This window comes from Solirubrobacter phytolaccae, assembly GCF_027587195.1.
GTDB lineage: Bacteria > Actinomycetota > Thermoleophilia > Solirubrobacterales > Solirubrobacteraceae > Solirubrobacter > Solirubrobacter phytolaccae.
In genome coordinates, this window is record NZ_JAPDDP010000007.1 from 131,414 (window position 1) to 157,496 (window position 26,083).

General features: G+C 73.7%; 24 protein-coding genes and 1 riboswitch. Of the genes, 13 read left to right on the forward strand and 11 right to left on the reverse strand.

The window, feature by feature from the left end; translation table 11 throughout:
- Nucleotides 1-92: 92 nt before the first annotated feature.
- The 4 genes from OJ997_RS05980 to OJ997_RS37385 are packed head-to-tail and all read right to left on the reverse strand — an operon-like array spanning nt 93 to nt 6,693.
- Nucleotides 93-2,258, reverse strand: coding sequence for a winged helix-turn-helix domain-containing protein (locus OJ997_RS05980; RefSeq protein ID WP_270024144.1), 2,166 nt, complete (start codon nt 2,256-2,258; stop codon nt 93-95).
- 16 nt (nt 2,259-2,274) lie between these two features.
- The gene (locus OJ997_RS05985; RefSeq protein ID WP_270024145.1) at nt 2,275-4,641 is read right to left on the reverse strand and encodes a response regulator; all 2,367 of its coding nucleotides are present in this window, start codon (nt 4,639-4,641) and stop codon (nt 2,275-2,277) included.
- A 21-nt stretch (nt 4,642-4,662) separates the two neighbouring features.
- Nucleotides 4,663-6,111, reverse strand: a complete 1,449-nt coding sequence (locus OJ997_RS05990) for an HD-GYP domain-containing protein (protein WP_270024146.1) — start codon at nt 6,109-6,111, stop codon at nt 4,663-4,665.
- A gap of 39 nt (nt 6,112-6,150) precedes the next feature.
- Nucleotides 6,151-6,693 (reverse strand): CGNR zinc finger domain-containing protein, encoded by a 543-nt coding sequence (locus tag OJ997_RS37385; RefSeq protein WP_270024147.1) that lies wholly within the window; start codon nt 6,691-6,693, stop codon nt 6,151-6,153.
- 37 nt (nt 6,694-6,730) lie between these two features.
- Here OJ997_RS37385 and OJ997_RS06000 point away from each other — a divergent pair, with 37 nt between their 5' ends.
- From OJ997_RS06000 to OJ997_RS06015, 4 genes are all read left to right on the forward strand, one after another.
- A complete protein-coding gene (locus OJ997_RS06000; protein ID WP_270024148.1) occupies nt 6,731-7,726 on the forward strand; it encodes an EamA family transporter in 996 nt (331 codons plus the stop codon).
- A 27-nt stretch (nt 7,727-7,753) separates the two neighbouring features.
- Nucleotides 7,754-8,179, forward strand: coding sequence for a MarR family winged helix-turn-helix transcriptional regulator (locus tag OJ997_RS06005; protein ID WP_270024149.1), 426 nt, complete (start codon nt 7,754-7,756; stop codon nt 8,177-8,179).
- 79 nt (nt 8,180-8,258) lie between these two features.
- Entirely contained in the window at nt 8,259-8,627 is a 369-nt protein-coding gene (locus OJ997_RS06010; RefSeq protein ID WP_270024150.1) for a VOC family protein, read from the forward strand.
- A gap of 80 nt (nt 8,628-8,707) precedes the next feature.
- Nucleotides 8,708-9,733: an aldo/keto reductase gene (locus OJ997_RS06015; protein ID WP_272599400.1), complete on the forward strand. Its 1,026-nt coding sequence runs from the start codon at nt 8,708-8,710 to the stop codon at nt 9,731-9,733.
- Here the strand turns inward: OJ997_RS06015 and OJ997_RS06020 are convergent.
- The 3 genes from OJ997_RS06020 to OJ997_RS37390 form a co-directional block, all read right to left on the reverse strand.
- The gene (locus OJ997_RS06020) at nt 9,730-10,458 is read right to left on the reverse strand and encodes an SDR family NAD(P)-dependent oxidoreductase (RefSeq protein ID WP_270024152.1); all 729 of its coding nucleotides are present in this window, start codon (nt 10,456-10,458) and stop codon (nt 9,730-9,732) included. The two genes, OJ997_RS06015 and OJ997_RS06020, sit on opposite strands and share 4 nt — an antisense overlap.
- Nucleotides 10,459-10,532: 74 nt before the next feature.
- Entirely contained in the window at nt 10,533-11,339 is an 807-nt protein-coding gene (locus OJ997_RS06025; protein ID WP_270024153.1) for a glycosyltransferase family 2 protein, read from the reverse strand.
- 112 nt (nt 11,340-11,451) lie between these two features.
- The gene (locus OJ997_RS37390) at nt 11,452-12,450 is read right to left on the reverse strand and encodes a glycosyltransferase (RefSeq protein ID WP_270024154.1); all 999 of its coding nucleotides are present in this window, start codon (nt 12,448-12,450) and stop codon (nt 11,452-11,454) included.
- 61 nt (nt 12,451-12,511) lie between these two features.
- Here OJ997_RS37390 and OJ997_RS06035 point away from each other — a divergent pair, with 61 nt between their 5' ends.
- Genes OJ997_RS06035 through OJ997_RS06045 form a run of 3 tightly spaced genes read left to right on the forward strand, consistent with a single transcriptional unit; the run spans nt 12,512 to nt 16,004 of the window.
- Complete coding sequence (locus OJ997_RS06035) at nt 12,512-14,749, forward strand: aminotransferase class III-fold pyridoxal phosphate-dependent enzyme (RefSeq protein ID WP_270024155.1); 2,238 nt, start codon at nt 12,512-12,514, stop codon at nt 14,747-14,749.
- Between the two features lie 8 nt (nt 14,750-14,757).
- On the forward strand, nt 14,758-15,276 hold the full coding sequence (locus OJ997_RS06040; RefSeq protein ID WP_270024156.1) for an RNA polymerase sigma factor: 519 nt from the start codon (nt 14,758-14,760) through the stop codon (nt 15,274-15,276).
- On the forward strand, nt 15,273-16,004 hold the full coding sequence (locus tag OJ997_RS06045) for a hypothetical protein (protein ID WP_270024158.1): 732 nt from the start codon (nt 15,273-15,275) through the stop codon (nt 16,002-16,004). The genes OJ997_RS06040 and OJ997_RS06045 overlap by 4 nt, the downstream gene beginning before the upstream one ends.
- Here the strand turns inward: OJ997_RS06045 and OJ997_RS06050 are convergent.
- A complete protein-coding gene (locus OJ997_RS06050; RefSeq protein WP_270024159.1) occupies nt 16,001-17,398 on the reverse strand; it encodes an aldehyde dehydrogenase family protein in 1,398 nt (465 codons plus the stop codon). The two genes, OJ997_RS06045 and OJ997_RS06050, sit on opposite strands and share 4 nt — an antisense overlap.
- A 9-nt stretch (nt 17,399-17,407) precedes the next feature.
- On the opposite strand from OJ997_RS06050, the gene OJ997_RS06055 reads away from it, so the two are divergent.
- From OJ997_RS06055 to OJ997_RS06070, 4 genes are all read left to right on the forward strand, one after another.
- Nucleotides 17,408-18,319: a LysR family transcriptional regulator gene (locus tag OJ997_RS06055; RefSeq protein WP_270024160.1), complete on the forward strand. Its 912-nt coding sequence runs from the start codon at nt 17,408-17,410 to the stop codon at nt 18,317-18,319.
- Between the two features lie 69 nt (nt 18,320-18,388).
- On the forward strand, nt 18,389-19,114 hold the full coding sequence (locus OJ997_RS06060; protein ID WP_270024161.1) for an SDR family NAD(P)-dependent oxidoreductase: 726 nt from the start codon (nt 18,389-18,391) through the stop codon (nt 19,112-19,114).
- Nucleotides 19,115-19,122: 8 nt separating this feature from the next.
- Nucleotides 19,123-20,373 carry a flavin-containing monooxygenase gene (locus OJ997_RS06065; protein ID WP_270024162.1) on the forward strand — a complete coding sequence of 417 codons (1,251 nt, stop codon included), beginning with the start codon at nt 19,123-19,125 and terminating at the stop codon, nt 20,371-20,373.
- The gene (locus tag OJ997_RS06070; RefSeq protein ID WP_270024164.1) at nt 20,370-21,056 is read left to right on the forward strand and encodes an SDR family NAD(P)-dependent oxidoreductase; all 687 of its coding nucleotides are present in this window, start codon (nt 20,370-20,372) and stop codon (nt 21,054-21,056) included. Before OJ997_RS06065 ends, OJ997_RS06070 begins: the two co-directional genes overlap by 4 nt.
- On the opposite strand, the gene OJ997_RS06075 is transcribed toward OJ997_RS06070, so the two are convergent.
- Nucleotides 21,053-21,667 carry a TetR/AcrR family transcriptional regulator gene (locus tag OJ997_RS06075; protein WP_270024165.1) on the reverse strand — a complete coding sequence of 205 codons (615 nt, stop codon included), beginning with the start codon at nt 21,665-21,667 and terminating at the stop codon, nt 21,053-21,055. The two genes, OJ997_RS06070 and OJ997_RS06075, sit on opposite strands and share 4 nt — an antisense overlap.
- Nucleotides 21,668-21,744: 77 nt before the next feature.
- On the opposite strand from OJ997_RS06075, the gene OJ997_RS06080 reads away from it, so the two are divergent.
- Nucleotides 21,745-23,847 carry an MMPL family transporter gene (locus tag OJ997_RS06080; protein WP_270024166.1) on the forward strand — a complete coding sequence of 701 codons (2,103 nt, stop codon included), beginning with the start codon at nt 21,745-21,747 and terminating at the stop codon, nt 23,845-23,847.
- Here the strand turns inward: OJ997_RS06080 and sugE are convergent.
- Both sugE and OJ997_RS06090 read right to left on the reverse strand, forming a co-directional pair.
- Nucleotides 23,844-24,161, reverse strand: a complete 318-nt coding sequence (gene sugE, locus OJ997_RS06085) for a quaternary ammonium compound efflux SMR transporter SugE (protein WP_270024167.1) — start codon at nt 24,159-24,161, stop codon at nt 23,844-23,846. The two genes, OJ997_RS06080 and sugE, sit on opposite strands and share 4 nt — an antisense overlap.
- 30 nt (nt 24,162-24,191) lie before the next feature.
- Nucleotides 24,192-24,259: riboswitch (guanidine-III (ykkC-III) riboswitch) on the reverse strand.
- A complete protein-coding gene (locus tag OJ997_RS06090; RefSeq protein ID WP_270024168.1) occupies nt 24,250-25,104 on the reverse strand; it encodes an NAD(P)-dependent oxidoreductase in 855 nt (284 codons plus the stop codon). Its footprint overlaps the riboswitch before it by 10 nt.
- 91 nt (nt 25,105-25,195) lie before the next feature.
- On the opposite strand from OJ997_RS06090, the gene OJ997_RS06095 reads away from it, so the two are divergent.
- Complete coding sequence (locus OJ997_RS06095) at nt 25,196-26,047, forward strand: alpha/beta fold hydrolase (RefSeq protein ID WP_270024169.1); 852 nt, start codon at nt 25,196-25,198, stop codon at nt 26,045-26,047.
- Nucleotides 26,048-26,083: the final 36 nt, after the last annotated feature.

The following is a 26,083-nucleotide window of genomic DNA, read 5'->3' on the forward strand; positions in this document are numbered from 1 at the left end:
GCGAGGGCCCCTCGGGGGACGCCGAGTGGAGCGGCGACGAGGGGCGGAGGGGGCGGGTGCACGGCGGCGGGGCGATGAGGAGCGCCCCGCCGTCACGCCTCGTCGAGCACGATCAGGCCGAGGGCGTGCGCGCGGGCGAGCGCGTCTTCGCGCGTCGCCACGCCGAGCTTGCGGTAGATCGCGCGGATGTGGGTCTTGACGGTGTTCACCGACAGATAGAGCGCGGCGCCGATCTCGCGGGCGGTGCGGTCCTCGCCGAACGCCAGGAGCACGTTCAGCTCGGCCGGTGAGAGCGGCTCGACGGGCGCCGGGCCGGCTTCGCGCAGCGCCGCGACCTCGCGCCCGGCGTGCTCGACGCGGGCCGCGACCGCGCCCGCGTCCCGACAGACCGCGAGCACGGCCTGCGCCTCGACGAGCGAGCGCTCGGCCTGGCTGAGGCGGCCGCGGGCGGCGAGGATGCGCGCGACCGTCGCCAGCTGCCAGGCGTGCAGCGCGCCGCCCTCGATCGCGGGCTCCATCTTGCGGGCGCGGCGCAGCGCACGTTCGGCGTCGGCTGGGCGCCCGTCGCCGAGCGCGCCGAGCGCCGCGCCGAAGTGCGCGCAGCCCGCCGCGGTGCTCTCGAGCACGCCGGCGCGGCCCGCCTCGTGCAGCGCCTGCACGGCGTAGCGCTCCGCCATCACCGGGTTCGCGCGCTCGGATGCGACGATCGACTGCACCGCCAGCGCGCCGACGACGCCGAACGGCCGCGCGGCCGCGTCGGCGCGGACCACCGTGTCCTGCGCGATCTGCCACGCGGGGTCGAGGTCGCCCGCGAGCATGTGCGACCAGGCGAGCATCGCGAGCGCGGGGGCTTCGAGCGTGTGCGCGTCGGCCCGCGCGAGCTCCACCGCGCTGCGGGAGAGCGCGAGCGTCGCGGCCACGTCGTCGTCGCCGTAGAGCGCCGCGAGCAGCAGCCGCGCGGTCTCGTGGAACTCCGTCCAGCTCGGGTCCAGCGTGCGGACGCGGTCGGCCTGGGCGAGCACGCGGCGCATGTCCACGCGGGCGTACGCGATCCCGCCCGCGGTGAGCGCGGCGGCCGTCAGGATCTCCGGCCGGCTGCGGATCAGCTCGCGCGGCAGCAGCTCGAGCCAGCGCCGGATCGTCCCCGCGCGGCCCGACCGTGACATCGGCAGCTGGTGGCGCTCCAACGCCCGCGCGATCAGGTCGAAGTCACGGGCCGCGGCGGCCTGCTCGACGGCGTCCTCGATCAGCCCCTGCTCCTCGAACCACTCCGCGGCGCGGCGGTGCAGCGCCTCGGCCGGCCCGAGCCGCGAGCGCAGGTACTCCGCGAACAGCGCGTGGTAGCGGAACCAGCGGCCCTCGTCGTCGAGCGCGACGATGAACAGGTTCGCGCTCGCGATCTCGGCGAGCCAGGCGGCGGAGTCCGTGCGCTCGAGCACGTGGTCGCACAGCTCCGCGCTGAGCCGCGGCAGCACCGAGCTGCGCAGCAGGAAGTCCTGCTCGACCGGGTCGAGCGCGCCGACGACCTCCGCGGTCAGGTACGCCGCCACGTCCTTCCGGCGGCCCGTGACCGGCGCGCCGTCGCCGCGCAGCGCGCCGAGCTGGAGCGCGACCGGCCAGCCTTCGCTGCGCTCGTACAGCTCCTGCGAATCCGCGGCGCGCAGCAGCGCGGCGGCCTCCTCGCGCGTGAACGCGAGGTCCGCGTCCCGCAGCTCCGCCAGCAGGCCGTGGCCGCGCATCCGCGGCAGACCCCGGAGCGGCGGGTCGACGCGCGTGACGAGGATCAGCCGCACGTTCGGCGGGAGCCGCTGCTCGGCGTAGTCGATCGACTCCAGCGCCCGCCGGTCGGTCAGGGCGTGCAGGTCGTCCAGCACGATCGTCAGCGGCTTGGGCTGTTCCGCGAGCGCGGCCAGCAACGCCTCGATCGCCGGTTCGGCCGTGCCCTCCGCGTCGCTGACGCGCCGGCTCGGCTCGTCGTCGAGCCCGCGCAGCGCGAGCTCGGCGGCACCGATCACGTACATCCACAGGTGCAGCGGGTCGTTGTCGTGTGCGTCGACGGACACCCACGCCGTGTTGATCCGCCGCTCGGCGAGCCACGTCGCGACCGCGATCGACTTGCCGTAGCCGGCCGACGCCGACACGAGCGTGAGCGGCTTGCGCGCCGCCGCGTCCAGCAGCGCGTGCACGCGCGGGCGGACCACCGGCGCCGAGGGCAGCCGCGGCGGCGTGATCTTGCTGCGCCGGACGATGTCGATCATGGCGACATCGAGCGGATCATCGCGCACTGGCCCGCAGCAGCGCCTCCCCGGTGCGCGCGAACGCGTCGACGAGCGCTTCGACGTCCGCGGGCTCGCGCGTCTGCTCGAGCCGGGTGGCGATCACGGTCATCGCCTCGGCCCCGACGTTGCGGCAGCTGCCCTTGACGTTGTGCGCGGTCCGCCGGATCGCCTCCTCGTCGCCGCGGTCGACGGCCTGGCGCAGCTCGTCGAGCAGCGGCGGCGTGGTGCTCAGGAAGAGCTCGACGAACTCGTCGAGCGCCGGCCCGAACTCGGTGCGCAGCGCGGCGATCCGCGCCTCGTCGACGAGGGCCTCGGCCGGGGCCGGAGCGGGCTCGGCCACCGGGGCGGCCGGCCCGGGCGCGTCGTCGTCGAGCAGCCGGGCGAGCGCCGCGCCGAGCCGGTCCGGCCGGAGCGGCTTGGTCAGGTAGTCGTCCATCCCGACCGCGAGGCAGCGCTCGCGGTCGCCCTTGGACACGTTGGCGGTCACCGCGACGATCGGGAGGTGGGTCGCTCCGGTCTCGCCCGCGCGGATCGCGGTGGTCGCCTCGTAGCCGTCCATCACGGGCATCTGGCAGTCCATCAGCACGAGCGCGTACCGCTGGCGCTCGAGCATCGCGAGCGCCTCGCGGCCGTCGCCGGCGACCGCCACCTGGTAGCCGAGGTGGTGCAGCATCCGCTCCGCGACCCGCTGGTTGACGAGGTTGTCCTCGACGACGAGCACGACCTCCTCGCGCTCGCGTGCGGCCGCGGGCGCCGCCTCGGGCGCGGGCGCCGCCGCGCCCATGACCTGCGCGATCACGTCCAGGAGCCGCGCGCGGCGGATCGGCTTCTGCAGGCAGTGCTGGATGCCGGCCGCGCGCGCCGCGCTCCGCTGCTCCGGGGCCGAGGTGAGCATGATCATGCGCGTGTCCGCCAGCTCGGCGTCGGTCCTGATCCGCTCCGCCAGCTCGTAGCCGTCGATCTCCGGCATGTCGCCGTCGAGGAGCACGAGCGCGAACGGCTCGCCGCCGGCGGCCGCGGCGTGGAGCAGCTCGAGCGCCCGCCGCGCGCTCGGCGCCGTCGCCACCGCGGTCCCGACCCCGGCCAGGTGGGCCTTGATCACCGCGCGGTTGGTGGCGTTGTCGTCGACGGCCAGGACCTTCAGCGACGCGGGGAAGACGTGCGGCTCGCGCTCCGGGGCGGACGCCGCGACGACCAGCGGGACGGTGAACGAGAACGTCGAGCCCTCACCGCGCGCGGACACGACCTCCAGCCTTCCGCCCATCAGCTCGACGAGCTGGCGGGCGATCGTGAGGCCGAGCCCGCTGCCCCCGTAGCGACGGGTCGTCGAGCTGTCGGCCTGCGTGAACGGGTCGAACAGGTCGTCGATCTGCTCCGGGTCGATGCCGATGCCCGTGTCGGCGACCGCGACGTGGATCACGTCCTCGAACGTGCGCACGCGCACGCTGACGCCGCCCTCCTCGGTGAACTTGATCGCGTTGTTGATCAGGTTCGTGAGGACCTGCCGCAGCCGTCCCCGGTCCGCGTGGACCGCCGGCGGAACGCTCTCGTCGATCCACGAGGACAGCTCGATCCCGCGCTGGTGCGCGTGCGCCGAGAGGACGTCGCACACGCCCTCGACGAGCTCGTGCAGGTCGAAGTCCTGCGGGTCGAGCTCGAGCCGGCGCGACTCGATCTTCGAGAAGTCCAGGATGTCGTTGATGACCTCCAGCAGCGCGTCGCCGGCGCTGGACGCGGTCTCGGCGAACTCGCGCTGCTCCTCGGTCAGCGGGGTCCGCAGCAGCAGCTCGGTCATCCCGATCACGCCGTTGAGCGGCGTGCGGATCTCGTGGCTCATGTTGGCCAGGAACTCCGATTTGGCGGCCGACGCCTCCAGCGCCTGCGCGAGCGCACGGTTGCGCTCGGTCACGTCGTTGCCCATCGTCACGATCGCGACCACGTCCCCGTCGTCCCCGAGCAGGGGGAACTTCACGAGCTGGTAGACCTGCCCGTTGGGCACCTCACGCTCGTACTCGAGCCGCTGGCCGGCCAGCACGCGGGCGTCGGAGCGCTCCGTCGGCTCGGCGATCTCGAGTGGGAACAGCTCCCGGTCGGTGCGGCCGATCAGGTCGACGCCCTCGTTCGCCGTCGCCCACCGCCAGACGTCGTTGACGAGCACGTAGCGGCCCTCGACGTCCTTCACCGCGACCGACGCGGTCGTGTGCTCGAGGATCCCGCGCAGCCGTGCCGTCTGCATCCCGAGCTCGGAGCCGCGCACGTCGAGGGCCCGGCTCATGCGCGTGTTCGCCGCACGCAGCCGGACCGCCAGGAGCCCCACCGCCACGGCGACCGCGATGGCGACGCACAGCGCCACGGTCAGCACCACTGGAGCGTACTGCTCCTCCTACACGGTGCGCGGCACGCGGGGCTGCGACTGCTCGAGCGCGGCGGCGAGGTTCGCGCGCCAGCCGACGACGTCCTGCTCGGGCGCGACGACCGCCTTCAGCGCCGCGACGCAGTAGCCGTCGAACGCGGTGCCGGTGTCCTCGTCGAGGATCGCGAGCGCGCGGTCGGTCGGCCACGCCTCGCGGTACACGCGGTCGGCGGTCAGCGCGTCGTAGACGTCCGCGACCGTCAGGATGCGCACCTCGAGCTCCAGCCGCGCGGCGGTGGCGCGGTTCGGGTAGCCGCGCCCGTCGAGGCGCTCGTGGTGGCTCTCGACGAGGTCGAGCACGAGCGGCGGGAAGCTGCCCAGCTCGGTCAGCAGCTCGCGCCCGGCGCTCGGGTGGCCCTTGATGACGTCGAACTCCTCGTCGGTGAGCTTGCCGGGCTTGTTGAGGATCGCGTCGGGGATCGTGAGCTTGCCCATGTCGTGCAGCAGCCCGCCGAGCGCCAGCAGCCGCAGGCGGGACGCGGGCAGGCCGAGCTGCTCGCCGATCTGCACGGCGAGCGTCGCGACGCGCCGGGTGTGGCCCTCGGTGGAGCCGTCCTTCTCCGCGAGGCGGTGCAGCAGCGCGTGCACGCGGCCGCCGAGGAACGTCTCCTCGTCGGCGACGAGGTGCTCGGCGCGCAGGTCGCCGACGAGCGGCCGGGAAGCGGTCGCGTGGCGCAGGTCGAGCGCGGCGGGGATGCCGACGAGGCCGATGCCGGCGACCTCGAACGCGTGCGCCGTCCACCAGCCGAGGTCCATCATCCCGTACCGCAGCAGGCCGAACTCGGCGCCCGCGAGCAGCACGACGCCGAACGCGACGACCGCGTCCGAGCGCCGGCGGGTGAGCAGGAACGTGCGCGCGGCGCGGTGGCCGAGCAGCGCCAGCAGCGGCGCGGTCGCCAGGAAGATCAGGGTCGCGACGGTCGTGCCCGGGCGCGGGACGGCGGGGATGAGCCCGGGGTTCAGCAGCGCGGCGCCGCCGGCCACGGCGAGCACGGCGAGCGTCACGAGCTGGAGCTGCAGGAGCTGGAGCGCCTTGAGCGGGCGGCGCAGGCTCGGCAGGGCCGACGCGCACAGGATCAAACCGCCGATCGGCACGTTCAGCGCACCCGCCGCCTGCACCAGGCCGTTGTCGTCCACGAGCACGCCGGGCGTGGCCAGCGCGTGCAGCAGGAGCAGCATCGCCATGACCGAGAACGCGAACCCGAGCAGCACCGCGCGGCCGTCGTTGAGCCGCACGCCCACCACCGACATGGCGACGGCGGCGCCACCCGCCAGCGCGCCCGCAACGGCGACGACCACGAGGTGGACCGTCATCGGCACGTGCACCATCACGCCGGCTCCGGCGAGGTAGACGACGACCGGGAGCAGGGCGGCCACTGCGAGCGCGGCGACGCTCGGCCAGGAACGACGGAGGGGCATACCGGGGTACTCGGCCCGGCGCGGCGATCTTTGAGGTACTCAGGTGTCCGCGCGCTTGCCGCGGGCGCGGTAGGCGGCGACCGCGTTGCGGTTCGCGCAGGTGGTGCTGCAGTAGCGCCGCGAGCGGTTGCGCGAGAGGTCCAGCACGAGGCACTCGCAGTGGCCGTCGACGCACACGGAGAGCCGCGAGAGCTCGTCCGCGCGGATCACGTCGATCATCGCCATGGCCGCCTCGACCGCGACGCGGCGGTCGAGCGGAGCGTCGAGCGGGACGGCGTGGATGTGCCAGTCCAGGCCGTCATGGCGCTTGAGCTGCGGGAGCGCCTGCGCGTCCGCGAGCAGCCGGTTCACGAGCCCCGCCGCGTGGTCACGGTCGGACGTGAGCAGCTCGCGCAGGACGGGGCGCAGCGCGCGCAGCGCCTCCAGCTCGGCCGCGTCGGAGTCGTGGCGGCCGCTGAAGTTGTGCTGCTCGAACCACGCGTCGAGCTCGGCGACGTTCGTGAGCGTGTCCGGCTCCTCGGCCGTGTTGATCAGCGCCACCGCGGCCCGGAGCGACCATTCGGTGTCATTGGCAAAGAGCACGTTGACATCTTACGCAACTCGGGTAAGGTCATTGCCCATGGCGGCGATGACGAATGACACACGGGTGGGCTCCGACCTTGGCGTCGGGTTCGCCTTCGCGATCGCCTCGGCGGCGGCGTTCGGGCTCTCCGGCTCGTTCGCGCGTGGGTTGCTCGACGCGGGCTGGTCGGCGGGCGCGGTGGTGCTGGTGCGCCTCGCGGTCGGCGCGCTCGTCGTCCTGCCGCTGGTGATCCGGGCCCTGCGCGGTCGCTGGGGCGCGCTGCGGGCGAACTGGAAGTTCCTGCTGGCGTTCGGCGCGATCCCCGTCGCCGGCGCGCAGTTCGGCTACTTCTCCGCCGTCCAGCGGATGGACGTCGGTCCCGCGCTGCTGATCGAGTACACCGCGCCCGCCGCGGTCGTCCTCTGGCTCTGGCTGCGCAACGGCGAACGTCCCGGTCGGCTGACCGTGGCGGGCGCCGCCATCGCCGCCGTGGGCCTCGTGCTCGTGCTGGACCTGCTGTCGGGCGCGGACCTCGCACCGCTGGGCGTGTTCTGGGCGCTGTTCGCGATGGTCGGGGCCGCTACCTACTTCGTGCTGGCCGCCAAGCCGCACGCCGACCTGCCGCCCGTCGCGCTCGCGGGCGTCGGGCTCGCGGCCGGTGCGCTCGTGCTCGCCGTTTTGGGCGCCGTCGGCCTGCTGCCGATGGAGGCGAACACGGACTCGCCCGCCTACTCGGGCACCGAGGTCGCGTGGTGGTTGCCGCTGCTCGGGCTCGGGGTCGTGACGGCCGGGTTCGCCTACTGCACCGGGATCGCCGCGAGCCGGCGCCTCGGCTCACGGCTGTCGTCGTTCGTCGCGCTGCTCGAGGTCGTCGCGGGTGTCACCTTCGCCTGGCTGCTGCTCGACCAGCTGCCCGGCCCGCTCCAGCTCGTCGGCGGCGCGCTGATCATCGCGGGCGTGGTCGTCGTCAAGCTCGGGGAGCGCCCGCCCGCCGTCGAGCGACCGGCGGCGCCCGCGCTCCAGCTCAAGCCGCTGGCTCAGGAGTCGGCGTAGGCCGGTTGCGCATGTCAAGCTCTTGACGTGCAGCGAGTTGATGTCGACACCTCGATCGGCTACGCGCTGAAGCGGACCGCCACGGCCCTGCGGACGGCGATGGAGGCCTCGCTCCGGTCGTTCGGGCTGAGCGTGCCGCAGTACTCCTGTCTGGAGATCCTCAGCGCCAAGCCCGGCATCTCGAACGCGGATCTGGCTCGCGGCGTGTTCGTGACGCGCCAGGCGATGCATCAGCTCCTCGGTGGCTTGCAGGACGCCGAGCTGGTCAGCGCCGACGGCCACGGGCGCGTCCAGCGCTACTCCCTGACCGAGGAAGGGCAGCGGCTCATCGTCGCGGCGTCCGCGGCGGTGGCCGCGGTGGAGGAGCGGATGCTGTCCGGCCTGCAGGTGCCGGAGCGGCAGCGGCTGCTGGACGACTTGGAGCGGTGTACGGCGGCGCTCGCCGAAGGGTGACGCCTACGTCAAGACCTTGACAACTGTCAAGGTCTTGACGTAGGCTTGATCGAGTGAACCCCTTCTCGAGGAGCCTCTGATGCCCGCAGTCGGACCTGACTTCATCTCACTGCAAGTGCGTGACCTCGAACGCTCCGCGGCGTTCTACGAGCGGTACCTGGGGCTGGTCCGCAACCCCGCGGGTCCGCCTCACGCCGTGGTCTTCGACACCAAGCCGGTGGCCTTCGCCGTCCGTGATCTGCTGCCCGGGGTCGATCTGAGCGCCGTCGAGCAGCCGGGGCAAGGGATCGCGGTGTGGATGCGTGCGCCTGACGCGCAGGACATCCACGACGCGCTGGCCGGGGCCGGCGTCGCGATCGTGACCGAGCCCTTCGATGGGCCGTTCGGCCGCACCTTCGCCTTCGCCGATCCGGACGGCTACCAGATCACGCTGCACACCGACGGCTAAAGCTCGGCCTCCGGTGTAAGCGGACAGGGTATCCGCTACTCTTGTGGACACCCTCTCCGTTTCTTTGATTGGAGCACCGCATGGAGTACCGACCCCTTGGGCGCACCGGCGTCCACGTGAGCCAGCTGACCCTTGGCGCGATGATGTTCGGCGCCTTCGGCAACGCCGATCACGACGACTCGATCCGGATCATCCACGCGGCGCTCGACGCCGGGATCAACTTCATCGACACCGCCGACTTCTACTCGGCGGGTGAGTCGGAGGAGATCGTCGGCAAGGCGCTCAAGGGGCGCCGGGACGACGTCGTGCTGGCCACGAAGGTCGGCCTGCCGTTCGGCGAGGAGCCCAACCACCGCGGCACGTCGCGGCGCTGGATCACGCGCTCGGTCGAGGACTCGCTGCGCCGGCTCGACACGGACTGGATCGACCTCTACCAGGTGCACCGCTTGGACCCGACGACGGACATCGACGAGACGCTCGGCGTGCTGTCGGATCTCGTGCACGCCGGCAAGATCCGGGCCTTCGGCGCCTCCACCGTGCCGGCGTCGCAGATCGTCGAGGCGCAGTGGGTGGCCGAGCGTCGCGGCCGCGAGCGCTTCCGCACCGAGCAGCCGCCGTACTCGCTGCTCAACCGCGGCATCGAGCACGACGTGCTGCCGACCACCCAGCGCTACGGCATGGGCGTGCTCGTCTACAGCCCGCTCGCCGGCGGCTGGCTCTCCGGCCGCTATCGCAAGGGGCTCGAGATCGAGGGTCCGACCGCCGCGGCGCGCCAGCGGTTCGCGGCCATGTACGACACGAGCTCGCCGGCGAACGCGGCCAAGCTCGACGCGGCCGACGCGCTCGGCGCGCTCGCCGACGAGGCGGGCCTCACGCTGATCCAGCTCGCGATCGCGTTCGTCACACGCCACCCCGCGGTGACGTCGGCGATCGTCGGGCCGCGCACGATGGCGCACCTCGAGTCCTACCTGGCCGCCGACGGCGTGACCCTGTCGGACGAGCTGCTGGACCGGATCGACGCGATCGTCCCGCCCGGCGTGACGCTCAACGTCGCGGACAACGGCTGGACGCTGCCGACCGCTCCGGAGCGGCGCCGGTCCGCTTAGGCGGCGGTGCGCCCGCCGTCGACCGCGAACGTGCCGCCGGTCGCGTAGCTCGCGCGCGGGGAGGCGAGGAAGACGATCGCCTCGGCGATCTCGTCCGGGTCGGCGACGCGGTTGAGCGGGAGCGTCGGCGCGTAGGTGTCCATGACCTCGCGGGTCGCGGCGGCGGTGTAGGTCGGGCCGGGCGCGACGCTGTTCACGCGCACGCCGAACGGGCTGTACTCGGTCGCCCACGCGCGGGTCATCGACTCCAGCGCCGCCTTGGTCGCGCCGTAGGCGGCCGAGCCGGGCAGGCCGACGCTCCCGGCCATGCTGCCGAGGTTGACGATGCTGCCGTGCCCGCGGACCGCCATCCCGGGCGCGAACGCGGCGACGAGGAAGAACGGGCCGCGCACGTTGGTCGCGAACAGCGCGTCGAACACCTCGACGGTGACCTCCGCCGTCGGCCCCCACACCGCGAGGCCGGCGTTGTTGACGAGGATGTCGATCTCGCCCGCGTCCTCGGCGAGCACGCGCACGCTGTCCGGGTCGCTGACGTCGGCGGTGATGAAGCGCGCGCGACCGCCCGCGGCGTGGATCGCGGCGACGGTCTCGGCCCCACGCGCCTGGTCACGGCCGACCGCGATCACGTCCGCGCCCTCGGCCGCGAGCCGCAGCGCCACCGCGCGGCCGATGCCGGAGGTGGCGCCGGTGACGAGCGCGGTGCTGGAAGAGAGGTCCTGGTTCATGGCGAGGCGAAGCTACCGGCGCCCGCGCCGGGTGTCGTACGCCATTGGTTGCGCGCGTGTCCTCCTTCTGGTGCTCAGGTGAGCACCCAGCGGTCGGCCGCGGCGTCGCGGCGGACCAGGCCGCGCTCGGCGAACGCGGACAGCCAGCCGCCCATCGGCCACCAGCCCCAGCGTCGGTGGAACAGCGCGCCGTTGCGGACGATGTCCGCGAGGTGCTGGACCGGCGGGGACTGTGTCGCGTGGTGCTGGTGGTAGGCCCAGGCGCCGCCGACCCAGACGAGGTCGACGCCGGCGCGCGCGGCGAGCTGCCCGAAGTCGGTGTCCTCGCCGCCGTAGCCGACGTAGGCCTCGCAGAACCCGCCGATCCGCCGCCAGGTGGGCGCGGTGACGGCGAAGGAGAGCGTCCAGAACAGGGTGTGGTCGCCGCTGCGCTGGACCCCGTCCTCGGGCGGGACGGGGCGCGCGGGATGCGGCTTCGCGAGCGCGTCCAGCCCGGTCGACGGGTAGCCGCCGGGCGGCGCGGGCGGAAGGTAGCTCACCGGCCCGCAGAGCAGCGCGGGGTCGTCGTCGGCGACCGCCGCGTAGCGCTCGAGAAGCGCGGCGCCCGGGATGCAGTCGACGTCGAGGAAGACGAGCAGCTCCGCGCCCGCGGCCAGCGCGTGCTCCGCCCCCGCGTTGCGCGCTCGGGCGAGTGGCAGCCCGTCCGGCTCGGCGTCGACGCCGATGACGTCGCTGGCCTCGCCGAGCAGCGCCCGGCAGCGTGCGGCCTCGCCGTCGCCCATCGCCACGACGACATGGTGGACGCCGTCCGAGAGCGCCGCGCGCTGGCGGACGAGGTGCTCGTGGCGCCCGGCGACGAGCGTGATCACCGCGGTGCGCACGCGCGCTCCTCGTCGGCGCGGCGGCGCCGGGCGGCAGGCGCGGTCAGCGTGACGCGCACGCCAGCTCCCGCAGCATCGCCGCCGCGCGTTCGGCACCGGGCGGCCGGCGCGGTCAGCGTGACGCGCATGCCAGCTCCTGCAGCACCGCCGCCGCGCGTTCGGCGCCGGTTCCGGTGCGCCAGCGCGACCAGCCTTCGCCGCCGAGCTTCAAGGCCGCGGCGAGCACGGCGTCCCACTCGTGCGGCTCCGGCCAGCGCGTGCGCACGACGGCGAGGCGCGCCTCGTCCAACACCCGCGCGGTCGCGTGCTGCTCGTCGTACGGGCGCGGCTGCGGGATCACGACCGCCGGGCGACCGCTCGCGGCGACGTCGGCGATCGCGTTCTGCCCCGCGTGCGTGACGATCACGTCCGCGGCGCACAGCAGCGGCCACGGGTCCTCGACCCAGCGGTGCGAGGGTGGGCCGAGTGCGGTCCACGTCCAGCCGGGCGTCGCGGCTTCCGCGGCCGTCAGCTGGTCGAGCGTGAGCTCGGTGCCGCCGCGGCCCGAGAGGACGACCACGCGCGGCGGTCCCTGACCCGCGGCGACCCGCGAGCGCGCGTCGAAGCGCGAGATCGCCCCGACCGCGTGGACCTTCGCCGCCCACGGCTCGGCGCCGCGCAGCACGCCCGCCCACTCCGGCCAGGGCGCGATGATCGCGTCCGCCAGCTGGAAGCCGAGCTGGTGCGCACGGTCCTCGCGCACGCCCGGCATGCCCATCACGATCGTCGGCACACCCATCGTGCGCGCGAGGACGGCGACCTCCACCGACACGTCGACCACCAGCAGCCGCGGCGTGTACGTCGCGATCCACGCGGCGAGCTGCGCCATCCGCTCGCGCAGCCCCGGGTGTCCGGTCGGCGCCCAGTGCAGGGTGCCGCCGGCGGTCGGGTGCGCGTCCTCGGCCGGCGCGGGATCGTCGTCACGGGCGAGCTGCACCCACATCCCGGGCCAGCGGTCCGGTCGCGGGCGGGAGCTGAGCCCCGTCACCACCTCGTCGCCGAGGTGGGCGGCGATCGAGCAGGCGCGTGCCAGGTGTCCGTCGCCCTGGTGGTGCACGTAGTAGCCGATCACGCTCGGTTGCTCTCCACCACGGCGCGGCGATCAAACACCGCGTCGCGTAGCCTCGCGACTCGTGGACCGAGTGCTGACCGGTGCGACGCCGAACCTGACGACCGAAGACGCCGTCGAGATCGCCGCGACGCGGTTCGGGGTCCGCGCGCGCACCGCGAAGGACCTCGGTAGCGAACGCGACCGCACGTTCCGGCTGGAGGCCGACGGCCCCGTGGCGATCCTCAAGGTCTCCAACGCCGCCGAGGACCCGGACGTGCTCGACATGGAGGCCGCGGCCGCCCTGCACGTGACCGCGGTCGATCCAGGGCTGAGCGTCGCGCTGCCACAGCACCCGGGGGACGACGCGACACAGCTGCGCGCGCGGTGGCGCGAACACTGGGTGCGGCTCTATGACGTGCTGCCCGGGAGCAGCCGGATCGCCGCGACCGACCTCTCCGACGCCGCGCTGGCGCACTGGGGCGAGACGACCGCACGGCTGGGGCAGGCGCTGCGCGGGTTCACCCACCCGAAGGCCGTCCGCGTGATGCCGTGGGACGTTCAGCACGCGCTCCGGGCGCGCGCGATGCTCGGCGACGTCCGCGACCCGCGCGCCCGGGCGACGGTGGAGCGGGTGCTCGACGCGTTCGAGGAGCGCGCGACGCCGCGCTGGCCGCTCCTGCGCGCACAGGTGGCGCACACGGACCTGACCGTCGACAACGCGCTGACCGACGACGCGGGCCTCATCACCGGGATCATCGACTTCGGCGACATGAGCCACACCGCGCTCGTCACGGACCTCGCCTCCGTGCTCGACTCCGTGTGCGGCGGCCGTGAGGGCGACGAGCTGCTGCGCGCCGCCCGGCTCGTGCTCGACGGCTACCAGCGCCGCGTCCCGCTCGAGGACATCGAGCTTGAGGTGCTCGGCGTGGCCTGGGCCGCGCGCGCGGCGCTGACGATCGCGATCAGCTCCTGGCGTGTCGCCCAGGGCCTGGAGGACCAGGCGTGGGCCGAGCGGTACAACGCGCTCGCGCTCGGCGCGATCGAGACGCTGGAGACGACCGGCTGGGATGCGGTCACCCGCGCGCTGGGCGGCGAGGGAGCGCGCGCGCCCGACCCCTCGCTCCAACCACGCCGCGCCCAGGCCTTCGGTCCCGCGGTCGACCCGCTGTTCTACGCGGAGCCGATCGAGGTGCTGCGCGCCGAGGGCGTGTGGATCACCGACACCGCCGGGCGCACCTACCTCGACGCCTACAACAACGTGCCGTGCGTCGGGCACGCGCACCCGCGAGTTACGACCGCGATCGCGCGCCAGAGCCGCCGCATCAACACGCACACGCGGTACCTGCACCCGAACGCGATCGAGCTGTCCGAGCGGCTGATCGCGACCTGCCCGCCGGAGCTCGACACGGTGCTGCTCGTCAACTCCGGCTCGGAGGCCAACGACCTCGCGTGGCGGATGGCGACGGCCGTGACCGGCAACCGCGGTGGGCTGTGCACCGACTTCGCCTACCACGGCATCACCGAGGCGATCGCCGCGCTCTCGCCCGAGGGCTGGTTCGGCGCGCCCGGCCCGGACCACGTGGCGACCTGGGCGCCGCACGAGGCGCTCGACGCCGCGATCGAGACCCTGCACGCGCGCGGCCACGCGCCCGCCGCCGCGATCCTCGACGGCGTCGTCACCAGCGACGGCATCCACGACCTCGACCCCGCGCACGTCCGAGGCCTCGTCCAGCGCACCCGCGCTTCCGGCGGCCTGTGGATCGCCGACGAGGTCCAGTCCGGCCACGGCCGCACCGGCAGCCACCTGTGGTGCTTCGAGCGGTTCGGGATCGTCCCGGACTTCGTCACGCTCGGCAAGCCGATGGGCAACGGCCACCCGGTCGCGGCGGTGATCACGCGCAGCGAGATCGTTGCGCAGCTCGTCGGCCGCACGACGCTGTTCAGCACGTTCGGCGGCAACCCGGTCAGCGCCGCCGCCGCGCTCGCCGTCCTGGACGTGCTCGAGGACGAACGCGTGCTGGACCGCGTCCAGCGCACGTCGAAGGCACTGCTCGACGCACTCGAAGTCATCGATCACCCCGCGATCGCCGAGGTGCGCGGGGTCGGCCTCGCGGTCGCCGTCGAGCTCGACACCGAAGCGCGGGCGAAGGCGGTGCGCGATGAGATGCGCCGCCTCGGCGTGCTCATCGGCACCACCGGGCGCGGGGGCAACGTGCTCAAGATCCGCCCGCCGCTCGCGCTCGACGAGCCGCACGTCCCGACGCTGACCGACGCCCTGGCCCGCGCGCTTGCAAGCATTCAGGGAGGCCCGCGCTCTTAAGGAAGTAGATGTCGGACACGGACGCCCAGGCCCTTCGCGCCCTCACCCTCGCCACCCGCACGGCGGTGGCGATCCTCGGACCCGGTGACCAGGCGCGCGAGGTCGCGCAGGAGGTCGCGATCCGGGTCCTCGAACGCCGGACGCAGCTCCGCGACCCGGACAAGTTCGACGCGTGGGTGCACCGGATCGCGCTCCGCGAGACGTTCCGCGCCCAACGCGGAACCCGCAGGCGCCGGGCCGCAGAGGCGACCCTCGACGACACGGCACTGGAGCTTCCGGCGCCGGCCACCGACCACGCCGGCCAGCTCGACGCGGCCGCCGCCTCCCGGCTGGCCCTGCAGCGGCTCGGCGAGCGCGAGCGGATGGCGATGGTCCTGCGCTACGTGCACGACCTCCCCGACAGCCAGATCGCCGCGGTGCTCGACTGCCGCCGCGGCACCGTCAACTCCCTGATCTCCCGCGCGCGGACCCGACTGCGCGCGATGCCTGACCTGGAACGCCTCACGACCGCGGGGGAGCCCCGATGACCGCTGACCAGCCCGTGGTCGACTACCTGCAGACGCTGCGCGACCTGGACCCCGACCCGGCCGCGATCAGCGCGCTCCGGGCCGTGAAGCCGCGCCGGCGCCGGCTGCGCAACGCGCTCACGCTGTCGCTGGTGATCGTGGCGGGGAGCTCCGCGCTGGCCGCCGCGACCGGCGTCCTGTCGCGCAACCCCGACCCGATCCCGCCCGCGCGCGTGGTGCACAGCTCCGTGCCCGCGGAGGTCACGGCCGTGCTCTCGGTGTTCGACCGGCCGCAGGATCGCTCGGCCGAGGCGCGCATCGCGCTCACCGCCCTGCGCAGCCCGTTCGTCGTCGACGCCGGGTCCATCCGCGCGGTCGGGGACACGGCGTACGTCGCGTTCGCGCGTACCGACCTCGACGCGCTCCCGCCGAAGCTCCGTCAGCACGAGCCGCCGGGCGGCACCCAGGGCGTCTACGTCGTCGCACGCGACGGGGTCGGCGACGGGCCGTTCCCGCTCGCGGACATCGAGCGCGGCACCGCCTGGGGCATCAAGGAGCTGCCCGCCGGCGGCCGTCGCTTCACGGCCGTCGTCCCGGACGGCGTGGCGCGGGTCGAGCTGCGGCTGGAGAGCGGGACGCGCACGACGCACGCCGTCCAGGCCAACGTCGTGCTCGCCCCGGTCGACGCCGAAGGGCTGGACGGCTGGAGCTGGCTGGACGCCGACGGCAGGACGTTGCGCAGCTTCTAGCCCAGCCCGATGGTGATGCTCTTGCGCTGCGTGAAGCTCTCCAGCGCGCCCTCGATCGAGTACTCCGAGCCGAGGCCGGACAGCTTCTTGCCGCCGTAGCTCATCCCGGGCAGCTGGCCACCGCTGCGGTTGACCTGCACCCACCCGGCCTCGATCGCGTGCGCGGCCCGCAGCGCGCGCTCGATGTCACGGCAGAACACGAACGCGGCGAGCCCGTAGTGGGTGTCGTTGGCCCAGCGGATCACCTCGGCCTCGTCCTCCCACGGCATCGCGACCAGCACCGGGCCGAACACCTCCTCGCGCGCGACGCGCCAGGACTGCTCGACCCCGGTGAGCACGGTCGGCGGGAGCTGGTAGCCGGGGCGCGAGCCCGGCAGGCCACCCGTCAACGCCACCGCGCCCTGGTCGAGCGCTTCCTGCACGAACCTGCAGACCCGCGCGTCCTGCGTGCCGTTGATGAGCGAGCCGATGTCAGAGGCCTCGTCGAGCGCGTCGCCCACCACGAGCGTCTCCAGCGCCGCGGCCAGCTTCGCCGTGAACGCCTCGAAGATCGACGCGTGCACGAACAGCCGCGAGCCCGCCGTGCACGACTGGCCCTGGCGGGCGAAGCGCATCGCGGTGATCACGTGCTGGACGGTCGCGTCGTCGTCCGAGTCGGGGTAGACGATCGCGGGTGCCTTGCCGCCGAGCTCCAGCGATACGGGCAGGATCCGCTCGGCCGCCGCGCGCATCGCGATCCGGCCGACCTCCGTCGAGCCCGTGAACGTGATCTTCGCGATCCCCGGGTGGTTGAGCAGCGCGCCACCGGTCTCCTCGCCGTAGCCCGTGACGACGTTCAGCACGCCCTCGGGCAGGTGGCGCCAGCAGACCTCGGCCATCTTCAGCACGCCGAGCGGCGCGTCCTCCGCGGGCTTGAGCACGAGCGTGTTGCCGGTGCACAGCGCCATCGCGACCTTCAGCGAAGCGAGCAGGACCGGCGCGTTCCAGGGCACGATCGCGGCGACGACGCCGAGCGGCTCGCGCAGCGTGTAGCTGAACAGGCCGTCGCCGAGCGGCAGCGTCTCGCCCTTCTGCTCGCTCGCGACGCCGCCGAAGTAGCGGAACACGTCGGCGGCGGTGGCGGCCTCGCCGCGCGCCTGGGTGCGGATCGCGTTGCCGGTCTCCTCCGCGATCGTCCGCGCCAGCTCCTCGCCGATCGCCGACAGGTCCTCGGCGATCCGCAGCAGACGTACGCCACGCTCGAGCGCCGGGAGCGCGCGCCAGGCTCCGAAGGCGGCCGCGGCGGCGCGGACGGCACGGTCGACGTCCTCGGCGCCATGACGCGGCACCGTGCCGATGACTTCACGCCGCGACGGGTTCTCGACCTCGATGACCATCCCCGCAGTATCGGGCATGCTTGGCGCGTGGTCGTCACGCTCCAGCAGCTGCGGTACTTCCTGGCGGCGGTGGAGCGCGGGTCGGTGTCGGCGGCGGCCGAGGCGTGCTTCGTCTCCCAGCCGAGCCTGTCCGACCAGCTGCGACGGCTCGAGCAGGGACTGGGCGTGGCGCTGTTCGTGCGCACGAACCGCGGCCTCGTGCTGACGGACGCGGGCCGGCTGCTCGTGCCCCGGGCCGAGCGCGCGGTCGCCGCGGCGCGCGACGCCGAGGAGGCGGTCCGCGAGGCCGGCGCGATCGTCTCCGGCACCGTCGCTTTCGGGACGTTCTCGACCGCGCACCACCACGTGATGACGGCCGCGATCGCCGCGTTCCGGCAGCGCTATCCCGGCGTCCGGCTGCGGGTCATCAGCCGCAACTCGACCGAGACCGCCGACGCCGTCCGCCGTGGCGATTTGGAGGCCGCGCTCGTGGCGCTGCCGGTCGACGGGCGCGGGCTCGTGGTCGGCGAGCGGGTGTGGACGACCGAAGCCGTGTACGTCACTGCCGACCGTGGCCGGCTGCGGGGTGAGCCGCGCTCGATCCAGCAGCTCGCGGCCGCGCAGCTCGTGCTCCCCGAGGTGTTCTCCGGCGACGCGGACCCGACCCGCCGGCAGCTGCGCGAGCGCGCCGACGACGCGGGCGTGCGGCTCGCGCCGGTGGCCGAGGTCGAGTCGCCCGAAGCGGCGCTGGACCTCGTGCTGAGCGGGGTCGGCGACTCCGTCGTCTCGCTCGCCCTCATCCGCGAGCTGGGGCTGACCGACCGGCTCGCGTGGGTCTCGCTGGAGCCGCCGCTGCACGAGCGCTACGCGTTCATCACCCGCCGCGGCGCGCCGCCCTCGAAGGCGATGGCGGCGCTGATCGCGATCGTCGAGGAGCAGCTCCGACTCGACCCGGTATAGGCGCAGCCGATAGCCGGAGGCGAAGATCGGCAATGGTCAGAAGGCCGCGCACGGTGCACGCTTCTGGGCATGAGCAGGCTCTCCGGCCGAGTGGCCATCATCACCGGCGGCGCCCGCGGTCAGGGCGCCTCGCACGCCGAGCGCCTCGCCCGCGAAGGCGCGAAGGTCATCACCGGCGACGTCCTCGACGACGCCGGCGAGGCGACCGCCGCCCAGCTGCGCGGCGAGGGCCTCGACGTCACCTACCGCCACCTCGACGTGACCGAGCCCGCCGACTGGGCCGCCGCGGTCAGCAGCGCCGACCGGCTCGACGTGCTCGTCAACAACGCGGGCATCATCCACGTCAACCCGCTGGTCGAGGAGACGCTCGAGGCCTGGAACGGGCTGCTGGCGGTCAACGTGACCGGCACGCTGCTCGGCATGCAGGCCGCGATCCCCGCGCTGCAGCGCGCGGGCGGCGGCTCGATCGTCAACGTCGCGAGCATCTTCGGCGTCACCGGCTCCGAGGGCTACGTCGCCTACACCGCGAGCAAGGCGGCGATCATCGCCATGACCAAGACCGCGGCCCTCGAGCACGCGGTCGACAAGATCCGCGTCAACGCGATCTGCCCCGGCGGCGTGTCGACGCCCATGAACGAGGACGAGCCCGAGGGCGGCGTGGTGCCGCTCACGCCGCTCGGCCGGCGCGCGCACGTGAGCGAGATCTCCGGCGCGGTCACGTACCTGGCCTCTGACGACGCGAGCTTCGTCACCGGCACCGAGCTGATCATCGATGGGGGGTATCTGGCGCGATGAAGGTGTGCGTGATCGGAGCCGGCGCGGCCGGCCTGGGTGCGATGGAGGTCCTGCAGCGGCAGGGCATCGCGTTCGACTGCTTCGAGGCGACGGACCGCGTCGGCGGCCACTGGCACACGGACTACGAGTCCCTGCACCTGATCACCTCGCGTGACCTGTCGGGCTTCGCGGGCTACCCGATGCCGTCGAGCTATCCCGTCTACCCGAGCCGCGACCAGATGCGCGACTACCTCGAGGGCTTCGCCACCGAGACCAGCGTGCGGGCGCACGTGCGCTTCGGGGTGCGCGTGGAGCGGATCACGCCGCTCGGCGCGGGCGGCCAGGACGGCTGGCGCGTGCAGACCGACGACGGCGAGACCCGCGAGTACAGCGGCGTGCTCGTCTGCAACGGGCACCTCCAGCACCAGCACGTCCCCGACTACCCGGGCGAGTTCACCGGTCGTCAGATCCACTCGGGCGCGTACCGCTCGATCGACGACATCGAGGGCACGCGCGTGCTCACGGTCGGCGCGGGCAACTCGGGCTGCGACCTCGCCGTCGACGCGGCCAACGCGCGCTTGCAGTCGACGATCTCGATCCGGCGCGGGCAGATGTTCCAGCCCAAGGCGGTGTTCGGCCGCCCGCGCGCGGAGATCGGCTGGCTCGCGAAGCTGCCCGTGAAGGTCAACGAGCGGATCGCGCGGCTGCTGTCGGACATCGTGATCGGCCCGCCCGAGGGTTACCGCGGCCTGCCCAACCCGGCGACGCGCAACCTCAACGAGCAGCCACCGGTGGTCAACAACCTGCTCCCGTACTGGATCCAGCACGGCCGGATCGACGTCGCGCCCGGCATCGAGCGCCTGGACGGCAGGACCGTGCACTTCACCGACGGCACGAGCCGCGAGTTCGACACGATCCTGTGGGCGACGGGCTTCGACGTGACGCTGCCGTTCCTGGACGCGGAGCTGATCCGCTGGCGCGACGGCGCGCCGCTGCGCACGGCTGGGCTCACCCTCCCGGTCGGCGTCGAGAACCTGTACTTCATCGGGCTCGCCGCGCCGCGCGGGCCGCAGCTGCCCGTGTACTCGACGCAGACCGAGCTGGTCGCGCGGATGCTGCGACTGGAGCCGGAGCGCCGGAGCGCACTCGCCGCGCACTTCGCGGAGATCGACGTCCCGGACGCGCGGATCGACATCGTCCGCGCGCTCTGGAACCGGCAGATGAAGGACGCGCACCGCGCGCTCGACGCCGCCGCGAAACCCGTCCCGGTCGGGCGATGAGCGTCGCGATCGTCACCGGCGCCGCGAGCGGGATGGGCCGCGCGTGCGCCGAGCGCTTCCTCGCGGAGGGGTACGAGGTGGCGGCGCTCGACCGTGCGGAGGCCGACTCCGGCGAGGCGCTCGCGATCGAGCTCGACGTCACGGATGCGCCGGCCGTGACCGCGGCGGTCGCGCACGTGGCCTCCGAGCTGGGCCCGATCGACGCGGTCGTCAACGCCGCCGGCATCTACCCGCCGACCACGCTCGAGACCGCGACCGTGGAGCTCTACCGCCGCACGTTCGACGTCAACGTGCTCGGCACGCTGCTCGTCACGCAGGCCGCCGCGCCGCACTTCGCCGACGGCGCCGCGGTCGTCAACTTCGCCTCGATCGACGCGTTCGTGCCCTCGCCGGGGCAGTTGCTGTACTGCGCGTCGAAGGCGGCGGTCGTCGCGCTCACCCGCTCGCTCGCGCTGGAGCTGGCGCCGCGGGTGCGCGTGAACGCGCTCGCCCCGGGCTGGGTCGACACGCCCGGCAACCGCACGACCGGGCGGATGGAGGAGGCGCTGGCGGCGGTGCCGCTCGGCCGCGCCGCGACGCCGGAGGAGATGGCCGACCTCGTGTGGTTCCTGGCCGGCGGCGGCGGGGCCGCGTACGTCACCGGCGAGACGCTGACCGCCACCGGCGGCAGCGCCTTCCGCTAGCGGCGACGCACCGCCGCGATCCCCGCTTCGGCGAAGGTCACCGCTTCGCCGAGCAGCTCGGCGAACTCCGCTGGGGCGAGCTCCCGCCGCTCGTCGCGCATGCGCCGGGCGGCGGTCTCCTCCGCGGTGCTGACCGCGGCCATCAGCGCCGCGGCGGCCAGCGCCGCCGCGAGCCGCTGATCGGGCCCGAGCTCCGCCTGCAGCGCCTCGGCGACGACCCGCTCGAAGTCCCGGTGGAGCGCGAGCCGGTGGGCGCGGACGGTCGGCACCTCGTCGGCGAGCTGGAGCTGCAGCACGAGCTCGGGCTCGATCCAGCCCCCGAGCTCCGCGAGGCCGAGTAGCCAGTCGCGGAACGCGGCGGCCGTGCCGACGCCTTCCGGGCGTTCCGCAAGCGCGGCTTCGAGCGCCGGCACCGCGGAGGGCGCGTCGCCGAAGACGATGTCCTCCTTGGTCGCGAAGTAGCCGAACACCGTCGCCCGCGAGACCGTGGCGGCGTTCGCGATCTGGTCGATCGTCGTCGCCGTGAAGCCCTGCTCGGCGAACAGGCGCATCGCGGCGTCGCGGATCGCGATCCGGGTCGCCTGCTTCTTGCGCTCACGAAGACCAGACATCTGGAGCAAAAAGTAGCACTCAGGCGAAAATTAGATGCAGTTGATTTTTAGACTGAGTCTATGTACCTTGCCGAGCTATGACCTCCCTGCTCTCCTGGCTCGCCAACGTGATGGGGCGCCGTCCGCGCGCCGCCACCCTCGCCGTCCTGCTCGCGCTCGTCGCCGTGATCGGCGGCGGGGTCGCCGCGGGCGGCGCCTTCAAGGACGACTTCACGGTCCCGGGCATCGAGTCCCAGACCGCGCAGGACCTGCTCGCAAAGCGCTTTCCCGCCCAGTCGGGCACGAGCGCCGTGGTCGTCTTCAGCGCGCGGGACAAGCTGGAGGCCAAGGACCTCCAGGGCGCGCTGCGGACGATCGAGCGCCAGCCGCACGTGGTGGCGGTCGAGCCGCCGTTCGACACGCCCGACCGCGTGTCCGAGGACGGCCGGACCGCGTTCGCGACCGTCAGCTACGACGAGGACGCGACCGCGCTCGGCGGCGACGCGCGCACGGGGCTGGAGCGGGCCACCGCCGCGCTCCCGAAGGCCGGCGTGCAGGTCGCGATGGCGGGCGAGCCGATCGACGGCGCCGCCACCGGTGGGTTCCCGATCGGCGAGCTCGCGGGCCTGCTGATCGCGGTCGCGCTGTTGATCGCCGTGCTGCGCAACCTGCGCGCCGCGCGCAACGCGCTCGGCACGGCGCTCGCCGGTGTCGCGGCCGGCTTCGGCGTGCTGCTGTGGGTCGCCGCGCTCACCGAGGTGCCCGGCCTGGCGCCGACGCTCGGCGGCATGCTCGGCCTCGGCGCCGGCATCGACTACGCGCTTTTGATGACCGCGCGCCAGCAGGAGGAGCTGCGGGCCGGGCACGAGCCTCGCGAGGCGGCGCGGCGGGCCAACGCGCACGCCGGCCACTCCGCGCTGACCGCCGCCGGGATCGTGCTCGTCTCGATCTCCGGGCTGCTCGTCACGGGAATTCCCTTCGTCGGGCGCGCGGGCGTGGCCGCCGGTCTGGTCGTCCTGGTCTGCGCCGTCGTCTGCGTGATCCTGCTCCCCGCCCGCTTCGCCAAGGCCGGCGATCGCCTGATCCCCAAGCGCGAGCGCAAGGCCACCGAGACGCGCCCGGCCAAGCCCGTCAAGGCGCCGTGGGCGACGAAGCGCCCCGTGTTCGCGCTGCTCGCCGCCGGCCTCGTCACCGCCGCGCTCGCCGCTCCCGCCGCGGGCCTGCAGCTCGGCCAGCCCGACGACCGCAACCTGGGCCCGGACGCCACCCAGCGCCAGGCCTACGACCGCCTCGCGGCCGGGTTCGGCGCCGGCGTGAACGGGCCGCTCGCGGTCGCTGTCTCGCTCCCCGAGGACGGCGACGAGGCTCCGCTGCAGGCGCTCACCGGCAAGCTCGAGGCCGACCGCGAGGTCGCGCGCGTGGACGAACCCGTCGTGAACGAGGCCGGCGACACGGCCGTGATCACCGTCGTCCCCAAGCACGGCCCGCAGGAGGACGCGACGCGGGCGCTCGTCGAGCGCATCCGGTCGTCGGTCGTTCCGGCCGCGCTCAGCGGCACCGGTGCGCAGGCCTACGTCGGCGGGCGCACCGCCCGCTACGGCGACGAGGCGACCAAGATCGCGTCGCGCATCCCGGTGTTCGCGGGCACGGTCGTCGGCCTGTCGCTCCTGCTCCTGCTGCTCGCGTTCCGCTCGTGGCGGATCTCGCTCATGTCCGCCGTCTTCAACCTGGCCTCGATCGCGGCCGCCTACGGCGTGATCGCCCTCGCGTTCCAGACCGAGACGGGCGCCTCCCTGCTCGGCGTCGAGCAGCAGCCGGTCGTCCCGTACGTCCCGCTGTTCATGTTCGCGATCCTGTTCGGCCTGTCCACGGACTACAACGTCTTCCTGCTCTCACGCGTGCGTGAGGAGTGGGACCGGCACACCGACCACCGCGCGGCGATCGCCGCCGCCTGCGCCGGCACCAAGCGCATTATCACCGCCGCCGGCGCGATCATGATCGCGGTCTTCATGGGCTTCGCCACCGACCCCGACCCCGTGATCAAGATGACCGGCGTCGGCCTGGCCACCGCCGTCCTCGTCGACGTCACGCTCGTGCGCCTGTTCATGGCCCCGGCGGCGCTGACGCTGCTCGGCGACAAGCTGTGGCCGGCGCGCCGGCGCCGCACGGCACCCGTCTACGCGCGGACGGACGCCGCCTAGGCCTCGGCGAGCGCCAGCCACACGATGCCGACGGCGATCAGGCCGATCGGCAGGAGCCGCGTGAGCGCGGCGGAGTCGCCGAGGAGCACGATCCCGGCGACCGCCGCGCCGACGGCGCCCGTGCCCGTCCACACCGCGTAGCCCGTGCCGACCGGCAGGTCGCGCAGCGCCCACGCGAGCAGGGCCATGCTCACGAGCATCGCCGCGCCGAACACGAGTGACGGGCCGAGCTTCGTGAAGCCGTCGGACTGCTTGAGGGCCAGGGCCCAGACCGTCTCGAACAGCCCGGCCACCAACAGCACTACCCAGGACATGCGCACCTCCGGATGAGATCGAACAGGGGGTGCGCGTCGTCTTGTCGGTCCCGGGTACGGCGCGCGTCTCGTCCGGTACTTGCTCTTCTCAGCCTAGCCGGATCACGTTGCGCAGCGGCCCGCCCGCCACATACGTGCGCAGCTGGTCCACCGCCAGCTCGACGGCGCGCGCGTCCGCCGCGTGGCTGTCGCCCGCCTGGTGGCTGGTGATGGCGAGCACGCCGGGCGCCGCCCACAGCGGGTGGTCGGCGGGCAGCGGCTCGGGGTCGGTCACGTCCAGCACGGCGCGCAGGCGCGGCTTCGTCAGCTCCTGCAGCAGCGCGTCCTGGTCGACGGTGCCGCCGCGGCCCGCGTTGACGAACAGCGCGCCGTCGCGCATCGCGGCGAACGCGTCCGCGTCGAACACCTCCCGGCTCTCTTCCGTGAGCGGCACGAGGTTGACGACGACGTCCGCCCACGCGACCCGGCCCGCGAGCTGCGCCATCTCCCCGCGGCCGATGCCGATCACGGTCGCGCCGAGCGCGGAGAGCCGCTCCTCGGCCGCGCGCCCGATCGAGCCGTGGCCGACGATCAGCACCCGCGACCCGTGCACCTCGGCGGGCGGGCGGTGCTCCCAGCGCGGGTCCTTCGCGCTCGCCAGCAGGCCGGTCGCGGCGCCGAGGACCGCGCCGACGATCCACTCGGCCACCGGGATGTCGCGCGCGCCGCGACCGTTGCACAGCGTCACGCCCTCCGGGACCGCGTCGTCGATCCAGTCCGTCCCGGCCGACATCACCTGCACGACCTTCAGCGCCGGCATCGCCGCCAGGTCCGGCACCTGGCCCCACTGCGGCACGAGGAACTCGACGTCGTCCAGGCGCTCGTCGTCCAGGCGTCGCAGCTCGACGCCCTCCAGCTCCCGGCCGGCCCGCCGGACGCTCTCCGCTACGGCTGCGACGATCACGGCCCGTCAAGCTACTGAGCCGTGCGGACCGCCGGAGTGCAGTAGCGCCCTACGGATGCGCGCACCGCCCCGCGCCGACAGGCTTCAGAGCATGGCTACGACACAGGATCTCGAAACGCGGTTCACGGCCTCCGGCGTCCGGCTGCGCGCACGCACGCGGCGGCCCGGCGACGTCGACTGGCTGTTCCTGCCCGGTGGGCCCGGGATCGGCTCCGAGAGCCTGCACGAGCTGGTCGACGCGCTCGACGTGCCCGGCACGTGCTGGCTGGTGGACCTGCCCGGCGACGGCTCGAACACGGACGCGCCCGGCGCGCCCGCGGACCCGTTCTCGGCCTGGCCGCACGCGGTCGTCGAGGCCGCGCGGGCGGTCAGGCGGCCGGTGTTCCTCGGCCACTCGACCGGCGGGATGTACCTGCTCGCCACGCCCGAGCTGGAGGAGCTCCTGGAAGGGCTCGTCCTGATCAGCACCGCACCCACCGCCGACTGGATGCCGGCGTTCATCGCGATGACTGAGACCAACCCGCTGCCGGCGGTGACGGCCGCGACCGAGCGCTACGAGGCGGACCCGAGCGACGCGAACCTGCGCGAGATCGCGGTCGAGTCGGCGACCTGGAACTTCACGCCCGAAGGCGTCGAGGCGGGCGCGGAGCTGCTGGGCCGGATGCCCTACAACGGCGCGGCGGTCGCGTGGTCGGACGCGCACTTCGACCACACCTACGAAGCGGCGTGGTTCCCGGAGGAGCTGCCGACGCTGATCGTCAGCGGCGGCGCGGACCGGATCGTCACGCAGCGGTTGTGGGACGAGCCGCAGTACGACGGCGACCACGTCCTACGGCGGCGAATCGACGGCGGGGCGCACTTCCCATGGATCGAGCGACCGGACGCGATGAAGAAGGCTTTCGCTGACTTCGCGGTCCACTTGTCGACCTGGACTTCTGGCTGAACTTCCGTCTAGGCCAACGAATGTTCAGGTCGTCAA